This is a genomic window from Tumebacillus lipolyticus, assembly GCF_042682745.1.
Classification (GTDB): domain Bacteria; phylum Bacillota; class Bacilli; order Tumebacillales; family Tumebacillaceae; genus Tumebacillus_A; species Tumebacillus_A lipolyticus.
This window is the reverse complement of record NZ_JBHUIO010000002.1, coordinates 1,208,020-1,231,896: the sequence shown is the minus strand read 5'-3', so window position 1 is coordinate 1,231,896 and position 23,877 is coordinate 1,208,020. Positions and strand designations below refer to the sequence as shown.

At 61.6% G+C, this 23,877-nt stretch carries 4 protein-coding genes; all 4 read left to right on the top strand.

Annotation, left to right across the window (positions count from 1 at the left end):
• The first annotated feature begins 1 nt into the window (after position 1).
• From ACFSOY_RS04580 to ACFSOY_RS04565, 4 genes are read left to right on the top strand one after another with little or no spacing between them, the layout of a single operon-like run.
• Entirely contained in the window at positions 2-4,543 is a 4,542-nt protein-coding gene (locus ACFSOY_RS04580; RefSeq protein ID WP_386044341.1) for a type I polyketide synthase, read from the top strand.
• Positions 4,544-4,557: 14 nt separating this feature from the next.
• Positions 4,558-5,811: a MupA/Atu3671 family FMN-dependent luciferase-like monooxygenase gene (locus ACFSOY_RS04575; RefSeq protein ID WP_386044340.1), complete on the top strand. Its 1,254-nt coding sequence runs from the start codon at positions 4,558-4,560 to the stop codon at positions 5,809-5,811.
• Positions 5,812-5,822: 11 nt separating this feature from the next.
• Complete coding sequence (locus ACFSOY_RS21250; RefSeq protein ID WP_386044339.1) at positions 5,823-10,556, top strand: amino acid adenylation domain-containing protein; 4,734 nt, start codon at positions 5,823-5,825, stop codon at positions 10,554-10,556.
• Entirely contained in the window at positions 10,553-23,857 is a 13,305-nt protein-coding gene (locus tag ACFSOY_RS04565; RefSeq protein ID WP_386044338.1) for a non-ribosomal peptide synthetase, read from the top strand. Before ACFSOY_RS21250 ends, ACFSOY_RS04565 begins: the two co-directional genes overlap by 4 nt.
• Positions 23,858-23,877: the final 20 nt, after the last annotated feature.

The window sequence follows — 23,877 nt, the reverse complement described above, 5'->3', positions numbered from 1 at the left end:
GATGAGCCACGAGAAGGACAATCTGGAGCTGGAAGGGATCGCGATCGTCGGGATGTCCGGACGCTTTCCGGGCAGCAACAACATCGACCAGTTTTGGGAGCATCTGAAAAACGGCGATGAGACGCTCACTCAGTTTAGCGATGAGGAACTGAAAGCGGCAGGTGTTGATCCTGACCTCTTGCAAGATCCTCACTATGTGAAACGGGGCGGTCTGCTGCAGGATCGCGAGCTGTTCGATGCCAACTTTTTCGACTACACGGCAAAAGAGGCGGAAGTGACCGACCCGCAACACCGGCTGTTTCTCGAAGTCGCTTGGGAGGCGCTGGAAAGCGCAGGCTATGATGCGGAGCAATATCAGGGGCGCATCGGGGTGTACGGCGGTGTGGGGCACAACAGTTTTTCCTACCACCTCTATGGCAATCAGCCGCTGTTCGGACAGATCGGCGCGCTTCAGGCGACCTTGTCCACCTCGTATGACTTCCTCGCGACGCGGGTCGCCTACAAGCTGAACCTGACCGGGCCGGCGATGACGGTGCAGAGCGCTTGCTCCACCTCGCTGGTCGCCGTGCATCAGGCGTGCCAGCATCTGCTGATGCACGAGTGCGACATGGCGATGGCTGGCGGTGTGGCGATCAAGCTGCTGCAGCCGGAGGGCTATCTCTATCAGGAAGGTGGTATTCTCTCCCCAGATGGACATTGCCGAGCGTTTGATGAGCAGGCGCAAGGCACGGTTGGCGGCGACGGTGTCGGCGTCGTCATCTTGAAGCGGTTGGAGGACGCGCTGGCAGATGGCGATCAGATCTATGCGGTGATCAGAGGCTCGGCGGTCAACAACGACGGGGCGAGCAAGATCGGGTTTACCGCGCCGAGCGTCGACGGGCAGGCGCAGGTGATCTTCGATGCGCTGGCTGTCGCAGGCGTGGAGCCGGATTCGATCTCCTACATCGAGACGCACGGCACGGGGACGCAGCTCGGCGACCCGATCGAGATCATGGCCTTGACGCAGGCGTACCGAGAGAGCACCGACCGCGTGGGCTATTGTGCGCTCGGCTCGCTGAAGACGAACATCGGACACCTCGATGCGGCTGCCGGTGTCAGCGGGCTGATCAAGACGGCGCTGATGCTCAAGCACAAGCAGCTGGTGCCAAGCTTGCACTTTGATCGGGCGAACGCCAAGCTCGCGCTCGAATCCTCACCGTTCTATGTGAACACGGAGCACCGAGCGTGGAGCGCGGACGATCAACCTCTGCGTGCGGGCATCTCCTCGTTTGGCATGGGAGGTACAAACGCGCATCTGGTGCTGGAGGAAGCGCCTGTCCTCGACAGGTCTGCCTCTGCGTCCAGAGCGTGGCAACTTCTGGTGCTCTCCGCCAAGACGGCGACAGCGCTGGAGACGGCCACGCAAAACATCGCCGCCTATCTGAGCGAACGACAAGATGTGGAGCTGGCCGATGTGGCGCATACGCTGCAGACGGGGCGCCGGGCGTTCCGCCACCGTCGCATCGTGGCGGTGCAGGGCCATGCGGATGCGGTGGAGGCGCTGCGAGCGCAAGTGAGCAAGCGGGTGGTGACCGGCGAGTCGGAAACTCGCGACCGCTCTGTCGTCTTCCTCTTCCCCGGTCAGGGTGCGCAGCATGTGAACATGGGGCTTGACCTGTATCGCGAAGAGTCTGTGTTCCGCGAAACGGTCGATTTCTGCTCCGCCTACCTCGTGCCGCACCTCGGGCTCGATCTGCGAGAGGTGCTGTATCCGCCAGCAGGTGCGTCCGACGCGGCGAGCGAGCGGCTGAGCCAAACGTTTATCACGCAGCCCGCGCTGTTTGTGATCGAATATGCGCTCGCCTCGCTGTGGATGGAGCTGGGCGTGCGACCGCAGGCGATGCTCGGCCATTCGATCGGCGAGTATGTGGCAGCAGTCCTTGCGGGCGTGATGTCTGCCGAGGATGCGCTGAAGCTGGTCGCGGTGCGCGGCAAGCTGATGCAAGGGTTGCCGAGCGGCACGATGCTGGCCGTTCCGCTGCCCGAGCAAGAGGTGATGGAACTGCTGGAGGAGCGCCTATCGCTGGCAGCTGTCAACGGCCCCCGCGCCTGTGTGGTAGCTGGCGAGACTGACGCGGTGGTCGCGCTGGAAGCGAAGCTGGCAGCAAACGGTGTGGAATGCCGTCGCTTGGTCACCTCACATGCGTTCCACTCGGCGATGATGGACCCGATCTTAGCCGCGTTTGAAGAGCAGGTGCGGACGGTCGAACTGCATTCGCCGCAGCTGGACTACCTCTCCAACGTGTCTGGCACGTGGATCACCGCAGCGGAGGCGACCGACCCCCTCTACTGGGTGCGCCATCTGCGCGGCACGGTGCGCTTTGCTGACAATGTGCGGGAACTGCTCCAAGAGCCGGGTCGCGTGTTCCTCGAAGCGGGACCAGGGCGTTCGCTGATCAGCCTGACCCGCCAACAGGTGGCGACAGAAGGTGCCCAAGAGGTGCTCCTGTCCTCGATGCGCCATCGCGATGAGCAGGTGTCCGATGTTTCGTGCCTGCTGACCGCATTCGGCAAGCTCTGGATCTCCGGGTTGCCCCTCGACTGGTCGAAGCTGTACGAGGGCGAGCAGCGGATGCGGCTGTCGCTGCCGACCTATCCGTTCGAGCGCAAGCGCTACTGGATGGAGCTTCAGCAGCCGACTCAGGTCAAGGTGGAGCGCAAGCGAGCGGACATCGCCGATTGGTTCTACGCGCCGACGTGGAAGAGATCGCGCTTGCTGCCCGCTCAGGAGAAAGCGAATCAAAACTGGCTGCTGTTCATCGACGACACAGGTGTCGGAACTGCGATGGCAGCGTCGCTTGCCGAATCGGGAAGCAGCGTGGTGACAGTGTCGGCAGGCGACTCTTTTGCCAAGACGGCGGAGGAGGCCTATACGGTGCGCCCGGCGGAGCGCGAAGATTACAGCCGCCTGCTCGATGAGCTGGTCGAGGCAGGTCGAGCGCCGGAGCAAATTGCGCACCTGTTTGCTGTGACCGCAGCGGAGGAGCTGGAGTATGAGCGGGCGCAAGCGAACGGATTTTACTCCTTGCTGTGCTTGGCGCAAGCGTTGGGCGAGCAAAATCTCAGCGGATCGATCCAGCTGGGCGTCATCACCAACCGCTTGCAAGAGGTGTTGGCAGAGCGGGTGATCGCTCCCGCTCGCGCCACCGTGCTCGGCTTGAGCAAAGTCATCCCGCAGGAGATCGGCGGTGTGACCACCCTGAGCATCGACATCGACGAGCAGACGCGGTCGATCGACCTGATCGAAGAGCTGTCGGCGGAGAGCGAAGAGACGATCGTCGCCTACCGTCAGGGCTTGCGCTTCGTGCAAGTCTATGAGGAAGTGCGTCTGCCGAAGCGAGACGTATCCATTCGCAAACAGGGGGTCGTTCTGATCAGTGGCGCTGATACGCCAAACGGCAGAGCGGTCGCCGACTATCTGGCGCAGACTGCCGAGAGCAAGCTCGTCCTGATCGAAGGCGGCGCGGGACTGTCAGACGGGGAGGCGAGCAACAGCTCGGCACAACCGCAAGCGTTGCAGATCGCATCCGATCGGATGTCTTTCCGCGCGGACATCACCGACCTCGAACAGATCCAGCAGGTCGTTCAGCTGGCGACCGATCACTTCGGGGAGATCACAGCGGTGGTTCATGCGGAAGATCCGCGCGGCACCGGGATGCTGCAGCTGAAGACGAAGGAGACGATCGCCTCGGTCTTAGATCGCAAGGTAAAGGGCGCACTCGTGTTAGCCGAGGCGCTCGCCGATCGCACGCTCGACTTTTTCCTGCTGTTCAACTCGACGGTCGCCGCGACGGGCGGGTTCGGCCAGTCTGACAACTGTGCGGCCGGAACATTTCTCGACGCGTTCGCCAGCGCTCGACCGGATGCTTATTCGATCAACTGGGGGATCTGGCAGTGGGATGACTGGCAAGAGCAACAGCTGGCAGGCGTCGCTGAGCTTCACCAACAGCTGCGAGCGGCGCGCGAGACGTTCGGCATGACGGTGGAGGAAGGGATGGAGGCGCTCTCCCGCGCGCTCGCCTACCGACTGCCGCAGACGGTCGTCTCCACGCAGGATTTCCACCAAGTGCTGCTCGCCTCGAAGAGCTTCACCGCGGCAGGCTTCCTGCAAGCGTTGGAAGAGTCGCGTCAGGCGGCGCTTGCGAACGCCGATCAGGCTGCCGATTATGTGGCACCTCGAAGCGACCTCGAATCGGTGATCGCCGGCTTCTGGTCGGAGCTGTTCGGCGTCAAGCAGCCGAGCGTTCATGCAGACTTCTTCGATCTGGGCGGCAACTCGCTCGTGGCGATCCAACTGGTCACCCGGATGCGCAAACAGTTCGGCATGGAGTTTCCGATCAACACGATCTTCGAATCGCCGACGATCGAATCGCTCGCACAGATGGTCGAGGCCAACCAACTCGGGCAGGAGAAGCTCGATGCGCTCGATGAGTTGCTCAAGCAGATCGAAGGCATGTCTGGCGATGAACTGCTCGCCAAAATGTTGGAAGAAGAGACGAAGTAAGGAGTGAAGTCCAGATGAACGATCTGAATAAACGACTCGCCGCCCTGTCACCCGAACAGCGCGCCCTGCTGGAAAAGCAGTTGAAAAAGCAAGGACTCGACGCATTGGTCAAAAAAGAGGATGGCAACATGGCCGTCTCGATTAGCGGTGAGGGAGCCTCCCCCGCCTTCAAAGGTACAGGATTGGAGAAGAAAGAGCGCGATCCGAACAAGGGTATGGACTTCTCCCTGTACTTTTTCTCCGGCGATGGCAGCACGGCCAGCCGCGACAAGTACAAGCTGTTGCTCGATTGCGCCAAACATGGTGATGAGCACGACTATGCGGCCGTCTGGACGCCAGAGCGCCATTTCCAAGATTTTGGCGGGCTCTACCCGAATCCGGCGGTGCTCTCCGCAGCGCTTGCGATGATGACGAAGGAGATCGAACTGCGCGCAGGCTCGGTCGCGGTGCCGCTGCACCATCCGATCCGCGTCGCCGAAGAGTGGTCGGTCGTCGACAACCTCTCCGGCGGGCGCATCGCCATCTGCGCAGCATCCGGCTGGCATCCGAACGACTTTATTCTCGCGCCGAAGCCGACGCCCGCGTATTACAAAAACAGGCGCAATGAGATGATCGATTCGCTCGACATCATTCAGCGCCTCTGGAAAGGCGAGACGGTCACGATGGAGGGGATCGACGGCGAGCCTGTGCAGACGCGCATGCTGCCTCGCCCGATCCAACCGGAGCTCGAATTTTGGTTCGCCTCCCAGGGAGCGCCCGAAACGCTGATCAAAGCGGGCGAGATGGGCGGGCACATCCTGACCGGTCTGGTCAACCAGCCGCTTCATGAGCTGGAACAGAAGATCAAGCTCTATCGGGAGGCGCGGGAAAAGGCGGGCCACGACCCGGCGAAGGGCAAGGTGTCCGTCATGCTGCACACCTTCCTCGGCACAGACAACAGCGTGGTCAAAGAGCAGGCGCGCAAACCGCTGACCAACTACCTGCGCACCTTCCTGCGCCAACAGGACAACTTCAAGAGCGATTTCGACCTCGCCACCGAAGCGGACAAAGACGCGTTGGTCTCCTTCGCCTATGAGCGCTATTTTGAAGAGAGCACGTTGCTCGGCACGGTCGACAAGTGTGAAAACCTGATCAACAACCTGATCGAGGTCGGCGTCACCGAAGTCGCTTGCCTCGTCGATTTTGGGCTCGAACACCAGACGGTGTTAGAAGGTCTCACGCATCTGAACGAATTGAAAGATCGATATCGCGTCAAACAAACCGTCTAGGGGGTTCGGACATGAAGGACTTACAGGAACGCATCAAATCCTTGTCGCCAGAGCAGCGCAAGGTGTTTGAAGCCCAGCTCAAAAAGATGGGTATCGAACTTCCGCAAGAGCAAAAAGAGGAGGAGACGATTCCGCCGCGTGGGCACGACCGTCCGAGCCCGCTGTCCTACGACCAAGAGCGCCTGTGGTTTTTCCAGCAGATGGAACCGGACAAATCGACCTACAACGTGTACACCGCGTTGCGCTTCCACGGCATTTTGCACATCGAGGCGTTAGAGCGCGCCTTTAACACGATCGTCGCCCGCCATGAGGCGTGGCGCACCACGTTTAGGATGCAGGAGGGCCAAGTCGTACAGATCGTTCAGCCGAAGGTGGAGATCAAGCTGACGGTGATCGACCTGCGCCATCTCCCAGCGGCGGAGCGCGAAGAGGCGATGGAAGCGGAGAAGTTCCGCGAGTCCAACCGCCTGTTCGATCTGGAAAACGGCCCGCTGCTGCGCGCGATGCTGATTCGGATGTCAGATACGGACACCGTCTTCGTCTTCTCCGTCCACCATATCGTGATGGACCGCGTGACCTTCTCGATGTTCTTCCATGAGCTGAAGGTCAACTACACCGCCTATCTGAACGGGGAAGAGCCGGAGCACGCGCCGCTCCCGATCCAATATGCGGACTATGCGGAGCATCAGCGCCAGACGATTCAGGGCGCGGAGCTGGAGAAGCAGCTGAGCTACTGGCGCAAGCATCTGGAAGGGGCATCGCTCGTCCTCGATCTGCCGACCGATTATCCGCGCCAAGCGGATCAGGACTACAAGGGGGCGCGCCACAACTTTGTGATTCCCCAGGAGCTGTTCAACCGGCTGAAGGCGCTGGCTCGTCAAGAGAATGCGACGGCGAACATGATCGCGATGGCAGCGTTCAAAGTTTTGCTCTATCGCTATACGGGGCAACCGGACATCATCGTCGGCACGCCGCTCGCCAACCGCGACAAAGTGGAGACGGAGAACATCTTCGGCTATTTCTTGACGACGATTCCGCTGCGCACCGAGATCACCGGCGATCTGTCCTTCCGCGAAGTGTTGCGCCGCGTGAAAAACACATCCTTCGGCGCCTATGACTACAAGACCACGCCGTTCGGTCTGATCTTGGACGACATCAAGCCGGAGCGAGATGCGAGCCGCAACCCGATCTATCAGGCGGTGTTCGTCTATGTCGATGTGCCGGAGGAAAAGTTCACCCTGCCGGGCATCGAAGTGGATGGAGAATGGATCGACAACCAGACGGCCAAGTATGATCTGACGCTTGCGATCGTGGAAAACGATGGCGGGCTGAGCCTGTTCGAATATCGGGCCGACCTGTTTGAGCACAGCACGATCGTGCGGATGGCCGACCATTATATGAACCTGCTGCACGAGATTGTGGAACAGCCCGACTTGAAGATCTCTGAGTTGGCGATGATGAGCGCAGCCGAGCGCAAACAGCTGTTTGGCGAGTGGCAGGAGTCGGGTGCACAGGAGGTTTCCCCCGCTCTGCATCAGCTGTTCGAACAGCGCGTCAAAGCGTCTCCCGATCGCGTGGCTGTCACGTATGAAAACAGGGCGCTCACCTATGCGGAGCTGAACGCTCGCGCCAACCGCTTGGCACACCATCTGCGCCGCTCGGGCGTAGGGCCGGAGACGCTGGTCGGGCTTTGCGTGGAGCGTTCGGAGCGGATGGTGGTCAGCATCTTGGGGATTCTCAAGGCGGGCGGTGCGTACGTTCCGCTCGATCCGACCTATCCGTCAGATCGCATCGCCTTCATGCTGGAAGACTCGCAAGCTGCTGTGCTGGTGACGGAGGAAGGGCTGCTGGACAACTTGCCGCCACACAGCGCGAAAGTGGTCTGCCTCGATCGCGATGCGGCGGAGATCGCAGCGGAGAGTGCGGAAGACTTGGCGAGCGGTGCGGACGGCGACACGCTCGCCTATGTGATCTACACGTCCGGCTCGACCGGAACGCCAAAAGGGGTTCTCGTGCCGCACCGCAACGTGATTCGCCTGTTCGGGGAAACGGAACATCTGTATCGCTTTCAGGAACAGGATGTCTGGACGATGTTCCACTCCTATGCGTTCGACTTTTCCGTCTGGGAATTGTGGGGCGGGCTGCTCTACGGTGGCAAGCTGGTCGTGGTGCCCTACCTCATCTCCCGCGAGCCGGATGCGTTTTACGAGCTGCTCGTCCGCGAGGGCGTCACGGTGCTCAACCAAACGCCATCTGCGTTCCGCCAGCTGACGCACGCAGAGGAGCGAGTGGGTCAATCCCCCGACCTGCGACTGCGCTATGTGATCTTCGGCGGTGAGGCGTTAGAGATCCAAGGGCTCAGCAGCTGGTTTGATCGACATGGCGATTCGAAGCCGCAGCTGGTCAACATGTACGGCATCACCGAGACGACCGTCCATGTCACCTACCGCCCGCTGTACCGCGATGACCTGAACTCCTCCGCATCTGTGATCGGTCGACCGATCGGCGATCTGCAAGTCTTTCTGTTCGATGCGTACGGCCAGCCGGTGCCGATCGGCGTGCCTGGCGAGATCTGCGTCGGCGGTGCCGGTCTCGCTCGTGGCTACTTAAACCGTGCCGAGCTGACGAGCGAGCGCTTTGTGCAAAAGGAGATCGACGGCAAGACGGTGCGCCTCTACCGCTCCGGCGACCTGGGTCGCTACCTGTCGAGCGGGGAGCTCGAATACCTCGGGAGAATCGACCAGCAGGTGAAGATTCGCGGTTTCCGCATCGAGCTGGGCGAGATCGAAGCGGTGGTCGCCAAGCACCCGGACGTGCGCGCCGCGGTGGTGATCGACCGCGAGGACGAACCGGGGCATAAGCGACTGGTCGGCTATGTGGTTCCGAAGGCGGAAGGGTCGATCACCTCGGCAGACCTCCGCCACTTCTTGAAAGAGCGCCTACCCGAGTATATGGTGCCCGCCCTGTTTGTGCTGGTCGATCAGATCGAGCTGACCGCAAACGGCAAGGTGGATCGCAAAAAGCTGCCGGCGCCAGACCTGCAGTCGCTGACAGCGACCGATGCGATGCCGACCAACGAGGTAGAAGCGGTGCTTTCCACCATCTTCGCGGAGGTGCTCCGCTTGGAGCAGGTGGGCATTTATGACAACTTCTTCGATCTTGGCGGCGATTCGATCCTGTCGATTCAGATCATCACCCGCGCCGGACAAGCCGGATTGCGCTTGACGCCAAAAGATATGTTCAAATATCAGACGATCGCCGAGCTCGCCGCAGTCGCGGGCAAAGCGGCTGTCGTGCAAAGCGAGCAGGGCGTGGTGACAGGCTCTGCGCCGCTGACGCCGATGCAGCATTGGCTGCTCGATCAAAACCTGCCAGAACCGCACTATTGGAACATGCCGTTTTTGTTGGAAGTGCGCCAGCGGGTCGACCTCGATCTGCTGAAAGAGTCGTTGCATGAGCTGATGAAACATCATGACGCGCTGCGCATGCGCTTTGTGCGCGAGGAGGACGGTTGGACGCAATACAACGCCGACCTGAGCGATGATGTGCCGTTTGTCAGCATCGATCTGAGCCATCTGCCGCAGGAACAGCACGCATCTGCGCTGGAGGAGGCGGCGACCGAACTGCAAGCGAGCCTCAGCTTGACCGACGGTCCGCTGGTGCGCTTCGCCTACTTCGATTTCGGCCCTGCGCATACGGGACGTCTGCTGTTCGCCCTGCACCACATCGTGATCGACGGCATTTCCTGGCGACTGCTGATCGAAGATGTCCGCACCGTCTACACGCAGCTCGTCTCCGGCCAAAAGGTCTCCCTGCCGCCGAAGACCACTTCCTACCGCTATTGGGCGGAGCGTTTGCACGAGTATGCGCAGAGCGAGCGAGCGATGCAAGAGGCGCCGTACTGGCTGGATGAGCGCTGGCAGCAGGTCAAAGGGCTGCCGACCGATCTGGCGGGCGAGAATGTCGAGTCGTCTGTCAACAACGTCTATGTCACGCTCTCCAAAGCGGAGACGCAGCAACTGCTGCAGGAAGTTCCGAAGGCGTACCACACGCAGATCAACGATGTGCTGCTCACCGCGCTGGCCAAATCGTTTGCCAACTGGACGCAGGAGCGCCGACTGCTGGTCAACATCGAGGCGCATGGACGGGAAGATCTGATGGAGGATGTCGATCATTCGCGCACCGTCGGCTTCTTCACTTCGATCTATCCGGTCTTGGTCGATCTCGGGTTGGACAAGCATCCGGGCGAACAGCTGAAGCGGGTCAAAGAGCAACTGCGCGCCATCCCGAACAAAGGGATCGGCTATGGCGTGCTCCGCCGCCTGTGCAAACAGGGAGATGTGGCGCAGCGCTTGCAAGCGTTGCCGCAAGCTGACGTTTCGTTCAACTACCTCGGTCAGTTCGATCAGCAAGTCTCAGGTGACGCGCTGTTCGGCTTTGCCAAAGAGGCGATCGGATCGCCGCGCGCGCTGAGCGGCAGCCGCCCGCACAGCTTGCAGCTCTCCGCCACCGTGATCAACGGCGAGCTGGAAGTGTGCTGGGAGTTCTCCACCAGCATCCACCATCGCGAGACGGTCGAGCGGGTCGCCCAAGATTTTGTGGACGAGCTGCGCGCGCTGATTCAGCATTGCCTCGATCCGAACGCGGGGGGCTTTACACCATCCGACTTCCCAGAGGCGAACATCAATCAGCAGGATCTCGATAAATTTTTGAGCACGCTCGGCAAGCTGGGAGGCGCACAATGAAGCGCGAAAACATCGAGTCGCTATACGAGCTGACCCCATTACAGCAAGGGATGCTGTTCCATACGCTGTACGCGCCCGACTCGGGCGTGTACGCGGTACAGTTGAACATGACGTTGGAAGGCGAATTGAATCGAGCGGCGTTTGTCCGCGCGTTTCAACAGGTGATGGAGCGACATCCGATCTTGCGCACAGCCTTTTATTGGCAAGAGTTAGAAAAACCGCTGCAGGTGGTGTATCGAACGGTCGAACTTCCGCTGCAGGAACTCGATTGGCGATCGCTTTCAGCAGCGGAGCAGGAGCGCGACTTGCAAGCGTTTTTCCAGCAAGATCGGCACCTCCCCTTCCAGTTTACAGAAGCTCCGGTGATGCGGCTCTCCCTCATTCGATTGGGGGAGCGGACGCACCGCTTCGTCTGGACGTTTCATCACCTGCTGCTCGACGGCTGGTCGCTGCAGTTGGTGTTGCAAGAAGTCTGGCAGCATTATGAGGCGTATCGTGCCGGCCGTGAGCTCAACCTGCGCCCCGCCCGGCCGTTTCGAGATTATCTCGCCTGGCTGCAAGGGCAGGATATGGCGCGAGCAGAATCGTTTTGGCGCGAGGCGCTGCAAGGGTTTTCCGAGCCGACACCGCTGCCGCTCGACTACGGAGCGCGGACGCTCGCGCCGGGCGAGCAGCGCTATGCGGTCGAGGAGATCGCCTTGCCCGCCGAGGTGCAAGCAGGATTGCAGCGGTTGGCACGGCAACATCAGGTGACGCTGAACACTGTGTTTCAAGGCATTTGGGCGCTCTATCTCGGGCGGGCTTCCGGGGAGGAAGAGGTCGTTTTTGGCTGCACGGTGTCTGGCCGCCCTGCCGAGCTGCAGGGCGTCGAGTCGATGGCGGGCATGTTCATCAACACGCTGCCGGTGCGAGCGCGCGTTCCGCTCGAAGCGGAGCTTGGGCCGTGGCTGCAAGCGCTGCAGTCCGCACAGCTAGAAGCGCGACAGTTTGAGCACAGCCCGCTGTCGAAAGTGCAGGAGTGGAGCGAAGTGCCGCGCGGTCTGTCGCTGTTTGAAACGCTGTTCGTCTTCGAGAATTTCCTCGATGAGGAGGGGGCGGAGAGCGGGGAGCCGCAGAGCTTGAAGATCATCGATGGCACTTCGGAGGAGCAGACTTCCTTTCCGCTGACCTTGACCGGTATCCCTGGCCGCCAACTGATCTTGCGCCTGATGTATGAGACGACTCGCTATGAGCTGCAGACCGTTCGCCAGATGCTCGATCAGCTGTCTGTGATGTTGCAGGCGGTGGCCAGCAAGGGTGATCAGCAGCTGTGGGAGATCCCGCTGCTGCCTCGCGCTGAACAGCAGCGCGTGATCGAGGAGTGGAATCGAACCGAAGTGGAATTCCCGCTCGACAAACAGTTGCTCGACTACGTAGAAGAACAGGCGAAGGAGCGCTCCGAAGCGCTGGCGATCGCGGCGCCGCACAAGCGGTGGAGCTATGGGGAATTGAACTCGTTTGCCAATCGGCTCGCTCGCTTTCTCCAGGCGCAAGGGGTTGGGCCTGAGCGGGTGGTCGGCGTCTGCTTGGAGCGCTCGCCCGAACAGGTTGGCGCTTACCTCGCGATCTGGAAGGCGGGCGGCGCTTTCCTGATGATCGATCCAAACTACCCGCCGGAGCGGATTCGCTTTATGATCGAGGACGCCGGAGCTGACGTGGTGCTGACGGCGGAGAGCCTGCGCGACCAGGTGGGAGGAGCGGATTGCTTGACCGTCTGTGTCGATGCGGACGCGCATTTGTTCGAAAAGGAAAGCGCAGACGATCTCCTCGTTCGCAACCAGCCTGATCACCTCGCCTGCGTGCTCTACACGTCCGGTTCGACCGGCACACCGAAAGGCGTGGAGCTGCTGCACAAAAGCTTGCTCAACTTCGCGCATTGGTACAAAAACGATGCGGGCCTGACTGCGGACGACCGCACGACACACCTGACCGGGCCAGGCTTTGACGTCACCATCCTCGATCTGTTCCCCTCCTTGATCACCGGATGCGCCATCTTCCAGCCGGAGCGGGAGGTGATGCTCGCCCCAGAGCAGCTCAAGGACTGGATGGTCGAGCAGGCGGTGACGAAAAGCTTCGCGACGACGGCGCTCACCGAAGCGCTGATGCAACAGCGCTGGCCGGCGGAGACTGCGCTGCAGCAGTTGACCACAGGCGGCGAGGCGCTGAAAATCTACCCGCGGCCCGACCTGCCTTTTCGCGTGGTCAACGGCTACGGGCCGTCGGAGGCGACCGTCCTCACCACGATCTTCGAAATGCCGGCTCAAACGTCAGCAGCGCTGAGCATGCCGCCGATCGGCAGGCCGCTGGCCAACATGCGCGTCTATGTGTTAGATGAGCGGTTGCAGCCGTTGCCGATCGGGATGCCCGGTCAGCTGCACGCGGCAGGAACCGGGGTGGGGCGCGGGTATTTGCGCCGTCCTGACCTGACGAGCGAAAAGTTTATCGAGAGCCCGTTTGGCAGGCTGTACAAGACGGGTGACAAAGCCCGCTGGCTGCCCGATGGCAACCTGCAATATTTGGGCCGCTTAGATCAGCAGGTGAAAATTCGCGGCTTCCGGATCGAGCTCGGCGAGATCGAAGCTGCTCTGCTGAGCCATGCGAGCATCAAGCAGGCGGCAGCTCTGGCGAACGATGGGCAGATCATCGCCTATGTCGCCGGACAGGGTGTGCCGACACCGCATGAACTTCGCCTCTTTTTACAGGGGGAACTGCCCGCGTTCATGCTGCCCGCCTACTTTGTCTGCTTGGACGCGCTGCCGGTGACGCCGAACGGCAAGATCAACCGCCGCGGACTGCCTGCGCCAACGCGAGAACATGCGGCAGGCGCGGAAGAGATCGTCTCGGCCCGCACGCAGGTGGAAGCGGAGCTCGTCTCCATCTGGAAAAAAGTGCTCCGCCTCGAAGGGGTGGGCGTGACAGACAACTTTTTCTCGCTCGGCGGGCATTCGCTCTTGGCGACCCAGGTGACCGGAGCGATCCTCAGCGCGCTCGGGGTCGAACTGCCGCTGCGCGCGCTGTTCGAATCGCCGACGATCGAAGAGCTGGCCAAGATCATCGAAGGACTGCAGAAAACGCCAAGCGAGCAGACCACCTTGCAGCCGGTCGATCGCAACGAGCGGCTTCCCCTGTCGTTTGCCCAGGAGCGGCTGTGGTTCTTGGAACAGCTGAACACCGAGTCGGCCGCCTACAACATCCCGATGGCGCTTCGCTTGTCGGGCCAACTGGATGTCGAGGCGCTCAAGCGCAGTTTTGACCAGCTGATGGCTCGGCATGAGACGCTGCGAACCACGTTTGTCGTGGTGAACGGCCAGCCGGAGCAGGTGATCGCCGACGAGCGGGAGATGCCGTTTGAACAGATCGATCTGACCGACATGCCTTTCGAATCGGCAGAGCTTCAGGCGGCGCTTGCGGCGGTGGAAGAAGGAAACAAACCGTTCGATCTAACGCGCGATGCGCTGGTGCGCACTCAACTGCTCAAGCTGGCAGCGGAGGAGCATCTTTTGCTCCTGACGATGCATCACATCATCTCCGACGGTTGGTCGATGGGCGTTTTGATCGATGAGCTGTCCAAGCTGTACGGCGCATTTCGCAGCGGAGCGGAGTCACCGCTTCCGGAGCTCCCGCTGCAATATGCTGACTTTGCCAGCTGGCAGCGCGAGTGGTTGCAAGGCGAGGTGCTCGACAGCCAGCTATCCTATTGGAAACAAAAGCTGCAAGGCGCTCCGTCCCTGCTGCGCTTGCCGACCGATCGACCGCGCCCTGCTGTGCAGACGTTCGTCGGTTCGACGCGCGAGATCGTCCTCGATAAAGCGATCACCGAGCGGTTGAAGGCGTGCAGCCAAGCGGAGGGCACGACGCTGTTCATGTCGCTGCTCGCGGCGTTCAACGTGCTGATGGCACGCTATTCCGGTCAGGATGACATCTCGATCGGATCGCCGATCGCCGGGCGCACTCGCCCTGAGACGCATGGGCTGATCGGATTTTTTGTCAACACGCTCGTCCTGCGCACCGATCTTTCTGGCCATCCGAGCTTTTTCGAACTTCTGCACCGGGTGCGGGAGGTAACGCTTGCGGCGTACGCACACCAAGACCTGCCCTTTGAGCGCTTGGTGAAGGAGCTGCGACCGGAGCGGGATATGAGCCATCCGCCCTTGTTCCAGGTGATGTTCGCGCTGCAAAATGCGCCGATGGACGATCTGAGCCTGTCTGGGCTGACCTGGAGCGATTTCCCTCTGGAGCGAGGCACCGCCAAGTTTGATATCACCGTGTCGCTGCAGGAGGAGAACGGCGGGCTGATCGGCTTTGTCGAGTACAACACCGACCTGTTCGACGGGGAGACGATCGACCAGATGATGCGGCATTATCAGGTGCTGATCGAACGCATGGTCGAAGCGCCAGACCGTCCGGTGTTCGACCTGCCGCTGTTGCTCGCAGAGGAACAGCAGGTCTTCGCTTCGTTTCAAGGCCAGAAAGTGCCGTTCCGCGACGATCTGCCAGCCACGCGCCTGTTCGAAGCGCAGGTGGTTCGCACACCCGATCGGGTGGCGGTCGAGCACGGTTCGACTGCGCTGACCTACCGCGAGCTGAACGAGCGCGCCAACCGGCTTGCGCATCGCTTGCGAGCGCTCGGCGTCGGGCGGGACAAGCTGGTGGGGATCGCCGTCGAGCGGGGGATTGAGATGATCGTCGGCCTGCTCGGCGTGCTGAAGGCGGGCGGTGCCTATGTGCCGATCGATCCTGCCTATCCGCAGGAGCGGATCGCCTACATGTTGGAGGACGCGCAGATCGAGGTGTTGCTGACCTTGTCAGAGCTTGCACCCGACTTGCCGCAGGGGAACGCTCTGCTCATCCGCTTGGATCAAGAGCTGTTCGAAGCGGAGCGGGCGGACGATCTGCTCGAAAGCGCAAGCCCGTCCGATCTCGCCTACGTGATCTACACCTCTGGCTCGACCGGACGACCGAAAGGGGTATTGGTGCCCCATCGCGGGCTGGTCAACTTTGCCCAGTCGTTGGTCGCGGAGCTTACGATCGGCGAGGGAGTTCGCGTCTTGCAATTCGCCTCTTTCTCGTTCGACGCCTCGGTGATCGACATCTTCCCGACGCTGATCGCAGGCGGTACGGTCGTCATGGTCAATCGCGGCGACCTGATCCCTGGCCCGCAACTGCAGGCGCTGCTGCGGGAACTGCGCATCAACCAGCTGTTCGGCACGCCGTCGATGCTAGCGTTGCTACCCTGTGAAGATCTGCCCGAGCTGACGACGGTGCTCGCCGGCGGCGAGGTGCTGCCCGACGCGGTGTTCAGGCGTTGGCAACAGGCGGGCAGGCGCTTTTACAACGTGTACGGTCCGACGGAGACGACTGTCATCGTGACCAGCGAGCTCTGCACCGGTGAACGCGCGCCGACGATCGGTCGTCCCCTGCCCAATGTGGAGATTCACCTCCTCGACCCGCAGATGCAACCGGTGCCGATCGGGGTGGCGGGCGAACTGCACGTCGGCGGGGTCAGCTTGGCTCGCGGCTATCTGAATCGACCGGAGCTGACCGCCGAAAAGTTTGTGGAGAGCTCCTATGGGCGCTTGTACAAGACGGGCGACTTAGCACGCTGGCTGCCAAATGGCACGATCGAATATTTGGGACGGATCGACCAGCAGGTGAAAGTTCGCGGCTTCCGCATCGAACTGGGAGAGATCGAGGCGATTCTGCGCCAGCACCCGGCGGTGCAGGAGGCGCTGGTCATCGCTCGCCGAGAAGAGACGGGCGATCAACAGCTGGTCGGCTATCTTGTGATCGATGAGCAGAACCCGCCTTCGACCAGCGAGCTGCGCAGCTATCTGACCCAAGCGCTGCCAGAGTTTATGGTACCCGCCCTGTACGTGATGTTGGACGCGTTCCCCTTGTCCGTCAATGGAAAGGTGGATCGCGATGCGCTGCCCGCACCTGACCGCTCGCAAAGCGGCGGACAGGAGACGCTCTTGCCCCGCACGCCGATCGAAGCGGCTGTGGCGGAAGTGTGGCAAAAAGTGTTGCGCGTGCCCCAAGTTGGCGTACAGGATCAATTTTTCGAACTCGGCGGCCATTCGCTGCTGGCGACGCAGGTGATGGCACACCTGGCGACCGCGCTGTCTGTCGAACTGCCGCTGCGCACCCTGTTCGAATCGCCGACGGTAGAAGGGCTGGCAGCAGCGATCGAGAAAAAGCGGCGAGAAGAGGGCGTATCGAGCGTGTTGCCGATCTTGCCGGTGCCGCGAGACGGCGTGCTTCCGCTGTCGTTTGCCCAGGAGCGCCTGTGGTTTTTTGAACAGTATCACCGCCACACGTCCACCTATAACATGCCGTTTGCCCTGCGCCTGAACGGGCGCTTGAACGAGCCGGCGCTTCGGCAGGCGTTCGATGAGATCGTCAGCCGACATGAAGTGTTGCGCACGGCGTTCCTCTCGGTGCAAGGCGAAGCGAGACAGGAGATCGCAAGTGAAGGGAAGATGCCGTTCACCGTGGTCGATCTGTCGCTGATGCCGGAGATCGCCGAGATTCAGGCCGCGCTGGAAGCGGTGGAGGAAGGTGAGCAACCGTTCGATCTGACAGCGGGCGCACTGCTGCGGGCGAAGCTGTTGCGCCTTTCTGATGAGGATCATATCCTGCTGCTGACGATGCATCACATCATCTCAGACGGCTGGTCGATGGGCGTGTTGGTGCATGAGCTGTCCACGCTCTATGCCGCCTATGCAAACGGGGAGTCGTCACCGCTTGTGCCGTTGCCGATCCAGTATGTCGATTATGCCAACTGGCAGCGGGAGTGGTTCCAAGGCGAAGTGCTGGAAGCGCAGGTCAGCTATTGGAAAGAGCAGTTGCGCCAAGCGCCGTTCATCCTGCGCTTGCCGACCGACAAGCCGCGGCCGACCGTGCAGACGCACAACGGGGCGTTGCGCGAGGTGTTGGTGGCAAAAGGGCTGCTGCCGCGCTTGCAGGAGTTGAGCCAGCAGGCGGGGACCACGCTGTTCATGACGTTGCTTGCCGCCTTCAACGTCCTGCTCAGCCGGATGACCGGGCAGCAGGATCTGATCGTCGGTTCCCCGATCGCCGGGCGCACACGCCAGGAGACAGATGGGCTGATCGGATTTTTTGTCAACACGCTCGCGCTGCGCACCGACCTGTCTGGAGATCCGAGCTTCCACGAGCTGTTGACTCGCGTTCGCGAAACGACGCTCGGCGCCTATGCGCACCAAGATCTGCCGTTTGAACGCCTCGTGCGGGAAGTGCAGGCGGAGCGCGACCTGAGCTATGCACCGCTGTTCCAAGTGATGTTCGCCTTGCAGAACGCGCCGCGAGAGGCGCTCGAATTGCCAGGGCTCACGCTGACCGACTTCCCGGTGCAAAAAGTGACGTCGATGTTCGACCTGACCCTGTCGCTTTACGAGGTGGAGGATGGGCTGGCAGGCAATCTGACCTACAACACCGATCTGTTCGAAGAGCGGACGATGGAGCAGTTGGTCGAGCGTTTCTCCTTGCTCTTGGAAGGGCTGGTCGCAGAGCCGGATCGATCGGTGTACGCTGCGCCGATCTTGACGGCAGAAGAGAAGCAGCTTGTCCTGCATAAGTTTCAAGGGCCAAAAGTTGCACGACCAGAAGGGGTGTCTGTCCATCATCTGTTCGAAGAGCAGGCGATGCGCACGCCCGACCATCCGGCGGTGGAGTTTGCTGGGGATCACCTGACCTACCGCCAGCTGAACGAGCGGGCGAATCGCCTCGCGCATCGACTGCAGCAGATCGGCGTCGGAGCGGAGAAGCTGGTCGGCGTGGCGGTCGAGCGGGGGCTGGAGATGATCGTCGGCTTGCTCGGCGTACTGAAAGCGGGCGGCGCTTATGTGCCGATCGATCCGACCTATCCGAAAGAGCGGATCGAATTCATGCTGGAAGACAGTCAGGCTGACGTTCTGCTCACCCAATCGTGGCTGGCGGACAGACTGCCGCACACCGCGCATCAAATTTTGCTCGATCGAGACGAGCTGGCAGATGCGCCGAGCACCAACCTGACCGGCGCGATCTCCTCCGAACAGCTGGCCTACTCGATCTTCACCTCCGGTTCGACCGGGCGACCCAAAGGGGTGATGATCCGCCATCGCGGACTGCTCAACTTCGTCCAAGCGATGATCGAAAAGCTGGGGATGGACGAGAGCGATCGGGTGCTGCAGTTCCCCTCGTTCTCCTTCGACGCTTCGGTGATCGACATCTACCCGACGCTGTTGACAGGAGGAACGGTGGTGATGATCCGGCAGGATGATCTGCTGCCAGGGCCGCACCTGCAGCGCATCATGCGCGACAAACGGATCACCACCATCCATTGCACACCTTCAGTGCTCGCCATCTTGCCGAGCGATGATCTGCCGGAGCTGAAGCGGGTGATCGCAGGCGGCGAGATGCTGTCCCAAGAGGTTGTCCAGCATTGGGAGCAGGCAGGACGCCGCTTCCTCAACGTGTATGGGCCGACTGAGATCACCGTCGCGGTGACGTTTGCGGAGTGTGTCGGAAGCGAGCATCCCTCGATCGGCCAAGTGCTGCCGAACACAGAAGTGTACATTTTGGACAGCCTGATGCAACCGGTGCCGATCGGCGTGCCCGGCGAGTTGCACGTCGGCGGTGTCGGAGTGGCGCGAGGCTACCTGCAGCGCCCCGATCTGACGGCAGAAAAGTTTGTCGACAGCGAGTATGGGCGCGTGTACAAGACGGGCGATCTGGCGCGCTGGTTGCCAGACGGTTCGGTCGAGTATTTGGGACGGGTCGACAGCCAAGTGAAAATTCGCGGCTTCCGCGTGGAGCTCGGAGAGATCGAATCGGCGCTGCGCCAACATCAGCAGGTGATCGACGCGGTCGTCATCGCCCATCAGGATGAGACGGGCGACAAGCGGCTGGTCGGCTATGTGGCGACCGGCGGGGCAGAAGCGCCGCAGATCGCCGACCTGCGCCATCATCTGAAATCGACACTGCCCGAATTTATGGTGCCCGCGCTGTTCGTCATCCTCGACGAGTTTCCGCTGACGGTCAACCGCAAAGTGGATCGCAGCGCCTTGCCCGCTCCCGTCTTCAGCAGCGGGGACGCGGAGGTCGTCCTGCCGCGCACGACGCTGGAAGATGCGGTCGCCACCGTCTGGCGAAACGTGCTTCGACTGGATCAGGTCGGCGTGTACGACAATTTCTTCGAGCTGGGCGGCCACTCGCTGTTGGCGACGCAAGTGATGGCGCATCTGACTCAGCTGGTGCGCGTCGAACTGCCGCTGCGCGATCTGTTCGAGGCGCCGACGGTGGAGGGATTGGCAGCCCGCGTTGGGCAAAAGCTGCGTGAAGAGGGGGCGACCCATCTTGTGCCGATCACCACTGCCCCGCGCACCGAACGGCTCCCGCTGTCATTCGCCCAGGAGCGCTTATGGTTTTTTGAGCAGTTTCAGGGAGCGAGCTCGACCTACAATATGCCGATCGCGCTTCGGCTCACCGGGCGTTTAGATGCTGAAGCGCTCAAGCGGGCGTTCGATGAGATCGTGCATCGCCATGAAGTTCTCCGCACCGTGTTCCTGACGGTGGACGGGGAGGCGGAACAGCAGATCTTGCAGGAGGCGGAAATGCCGTTCGAAAAGATCGATCTGACCGAGCTGTCCGCCGTTGAGCGCGAGATGCAGGCGCTGCTCACCGCGATGGAAGAAGGGGACAGACCGTTCGACCTGACGCGCGAGCATCTGGTGCGGGCGACGCTTTTGAAGTTGGCGGAAGAGGAGCACATCCTGCTGCTGACGATGCATCACATCGTCTCCGATGGATGGTCGATGGGGATTTTTATCGAGGAGTGGTCGACGCTCTACTCGGCGTTTGCGAAAGCGGAGCCATCCCCGCTCCCGCCGCTTGCCATCCAGTATGCAGACTATGCGAGCTGGCAGCGGAAATGGTTGCAGGGTGAGGAGCTTGCGCGACAGCTTGACTATTGGCGCGAGCAGTTGGCAGATGCGCCGTTCGTGCTGCAGCTGCCGACAGATCGACCGCGAGCGGCGGTGCAGACATACAATGGCACGCTGCTGGAAGTGGAGCTCGGCGATGGGCTGTTGCCCGCGCTGAAAGAGCTGAGCCACAGCGAGAGCGCAACCCTGTTCATGACATTGCTGGCAGCCTTCTCCACCATGCTCGCCCGCACGTCCGGGCAGGAAGATCTGGTGATCGGAACGCCGATCGCCGGAAGGACGCGCCAGGAGACAGAGGCGATGATCGGCTTTTTCGTCAACACGTTGGCGCTGCGGACCGATCTGTCGGGCGATCCGAGCTTCCGCGAGCTGGTGGCGCGGGTGCGCGAGACGACGCTCGGTGCGTACGCGCATCAAGATTTGCCGTTTGAGCGCTTGGTTCGGGAGGTTCAGCCAGATCGCGACATGAGCTATCCGGCGCTGTTCCAAGTGATGTTCGCGCTGCAAAATGCGCCGCGGGGCGACCTCGAACTGCCGGGTCTCAGCTTGACATCGCTTCCGATCGAAAAAGGAACCTCGCTGTTCGACCTGACCTTCTCGTTCTTTGAGGCGGGCGATGGTCTGCGCGGCCATGTGCAGTACAACACCGACCTGTTCGATGAGGAGACGGTGCAGCGGCTGGTCGAACGGCTGAACGTGGTGCTGACAGAGGTGGTGAGCGATCCTGACCGCTCGCTGTCCGAACTGTCGCTGTTGACCGAACGCGAGCGGAGCCTGCTCGCCAGCTGGCGAGCGACAGATGCTCCCTACTCGGCAGACGCATGCTTGCACCAGCTGTTCGAGGCGCAGGTGGAGCGGACGCCAGATGCGATCGCAGTCGAGCATCAAGGGATGACGCTGACCTATCGCGAGCTGGATCTGCGCGCCAATCGGATCGCGAACGCCCTGCAAGCGAAAGGCGTCGGACCGGATCGGCTGGTGGCGATCGCGACAGAGCGCACGCCGGAGATGGCGATCGGAGTGCTGGCGGTGCTGAAAGCGGGCGGTGCCTATCTGCCGCTCGACCCGACCTACCCGAGCGACCGCCTGCGCTACATGCTGGACGATTCGCAGGCGAGCTGGCTGCTGACGACCGAACTGCTGCGTCCGAGTTTGCCCGTTGGCGATCAGGATGTGCTGTTGCTCGACGGGGATTGGTCTGCCGTCAGCGAAGAGCCGGTGAACGGTGGTGCGACTCCTGACAGCCTCGCCTATGTGATCTATACGTCAGGCTCGACAGGTCAACCGAAAGGCACGATGTTGATGCATCGCGGCGCGGTGAACTTCGTGGAAGATCATCAGCGTCGCTTCGGATGGAAGCAGGGGGATCGCGTGTTAAAATATATCTCCTTCTCCTTCGATGCGTCCGCCTGTGATCTGCTCGTTCCTTTGGTGACCGGCGCGACCGTCTGCTTTGCTGAACATCGATTGCCAGGGCCTGAGTTGATCGACCAATTGCGAGCGGAGCGAATCACCGCCATCTGCCTGTCACCCGCGGCGCTGGCGATGCTCCCGCCGTACGAACTGCCGCTCTTGCGCACGATCGTCGCCGGCGGCGAAGCGATCGGACAAGAGCTGATCGAACGCTTTGCCAGCGCGCACGACCTGTTTATCGAATACGGGCCGACAGAGGCGACAGTCGCCGTTACGAGCATGCAAGCAAGCGCTGGCGATCGCAGCGGCCTGCTCGGCTATCCGATCCAAAACGCGAGGTTGTACGTGCTCGACGAGCGGATGCAACAGGTGCCGATCGGCGTGCCGGGCGAACTGTATCTGGCGGGCATCAGCTTGGCGCGAGGCTATCTCAACCGGCCGGAGCTGACGAGCGAAAAATTCCTGCAGATCGGCGGCGAGCGGATGTACAAGACGGGCGACCGCGTGCGCTGGCTGCCAGACGGCAACCTCGAATTCCTCGGCAGGATCGATGATCAGGTAAAACTGCGCGGCTTCCGCATCGAGCTCGGTGAGGTGGAGGCGGTGCTGCGGAACCATCCGCTCGTTCGCGACGCGACGGTGCTCCTGCGCGAAGATCTGCCGGGCGACCCCCGTTTGGTGGGATATGTGGCAGGGGACGCGGCGCAACTCGGCGCTGAAGAGCTGCGCGAACACCTGCTGGCACAGCTTCCCGCCTTCATGGTGCCGTCCGCGATCGTCGTGCTCGACGCGCTGCCGATCACAGCAAACGGCAAGATCGACCGGCGAGCGCTTCCTGCTCCTGCGGAGCAACGCGCAGCGCTTGCGGCAGAATATGTGGCCCCGCGGGATGCGATCGAGCTTTCGGTGTCCCAGATCTTTGCCGATCTGCTCGGCCTGGCACAGGTCGGGGTGAACGACAATTTCTTTGCGCTCGGCGGCCATTCGCTGCTGGCGGTGCGCCTGACCGCGCAGATTCGCCAACAGTTCGGCCGCGAACTTGCGCTCTCCTCCCTGTTCCAACAGGCGACAGTAGCAGGCATCGCCCGTGCGTTGCGCGAAGATGGGCAGGCGAGCGATTCGCCGCTCGTCCAGTTGAAAAAAGGGGAGGGGACGCCGATCTTCTTCGTCCATGCGATCGGTGGCAGCGCCCTGTCCTATCTGGAGTTGGCCGACGCGTGGGATGGTGAGGAACCGCTCTATGCGCTACAAGCGCGTGGGCTTGAGGCGGGGGAAGCGCCGATCGCGAGCATCGATCAGATGGCAGCCGACTATGTGCAAGCGATCATCGCCGTTCAGCAAGAAGGTGCGTTCCGACTCGCCGGCTGGTCGTTCGGCGGGGCGGTCGCCTATGCGATGGCTCGCCAATTGCAGGCACGAGGGCGCGAAGTGTCCACGCTGCTGTTGATCGACAGTTTTGCTCCGACGCTGATGACAGAGGAAGGGGATGCGCTGTCCGCCTTTGCTGTCGACCTCGCCGGGCAGTTGGGCAATGTCCCGCTTCCTGAAGAGCTGGCGGAGCTCGACGCTGCGGATGAGCTGGAAGGGCTGAAGAGCTTGGATCGCCATCTCTCCTCCGGGCTCGGCTTGGAGCGATTGAATCGGCTCTACAGCGTGTTCAAGGCGAATCGAGCAGCGCTCGCCTGCTATCAACCGGACGGCGTGACAGATCTGGCGACCGCGCTGTTCCTCAGCGAGAAGAGCGCCCTGCATCCGCTCGCTCCGACGCTTGGCTGGGACGACCTGTTGCCAAACGTGGACGTGCGGCAGGTGGCGGGCGATCATTTCACGATGTTAAGACGCGGACAGGTGGAAGCGCTCGCCAAGTCGATGCAGGAAGCGTTTCAGGTCGTCTCCCGCAACGCTTGACCGCTGCGCTTTCAGCTGAG

Bases quoted from the DNA above. Each gene is read 5' to 3' on its own strand.
- ACFSOY_RS04580 (WP_386044341.1), top strand. From the start codon at position 2: ATGAGCCACGAGAAGGACAATCTGGAGCTGGAAGGGATCGCGATCGTC.
- ACFSOY_RS04575 (WP_386044340.1), top strand. From the start codon at position 4,558: ATGAACGATCTGAATAAACGACTCGCCGCCCTGTCACCCGAACAGCGC.
- ACFSOY_RS21250 (WP_386044339.1), top strand. From the start codon at position 5,823: ATGAAGGACTTACAGGAACGCATCAAATCCTTGTCGCCAGAGCAGCGC.
- ACFSOY_RS04565 (WP_386044338.1), top strand. From the start codon at position 10,553: ATGAAGCGCGAAAACATCGAGTCGCTATACGAGCTGACCCCATTACAG.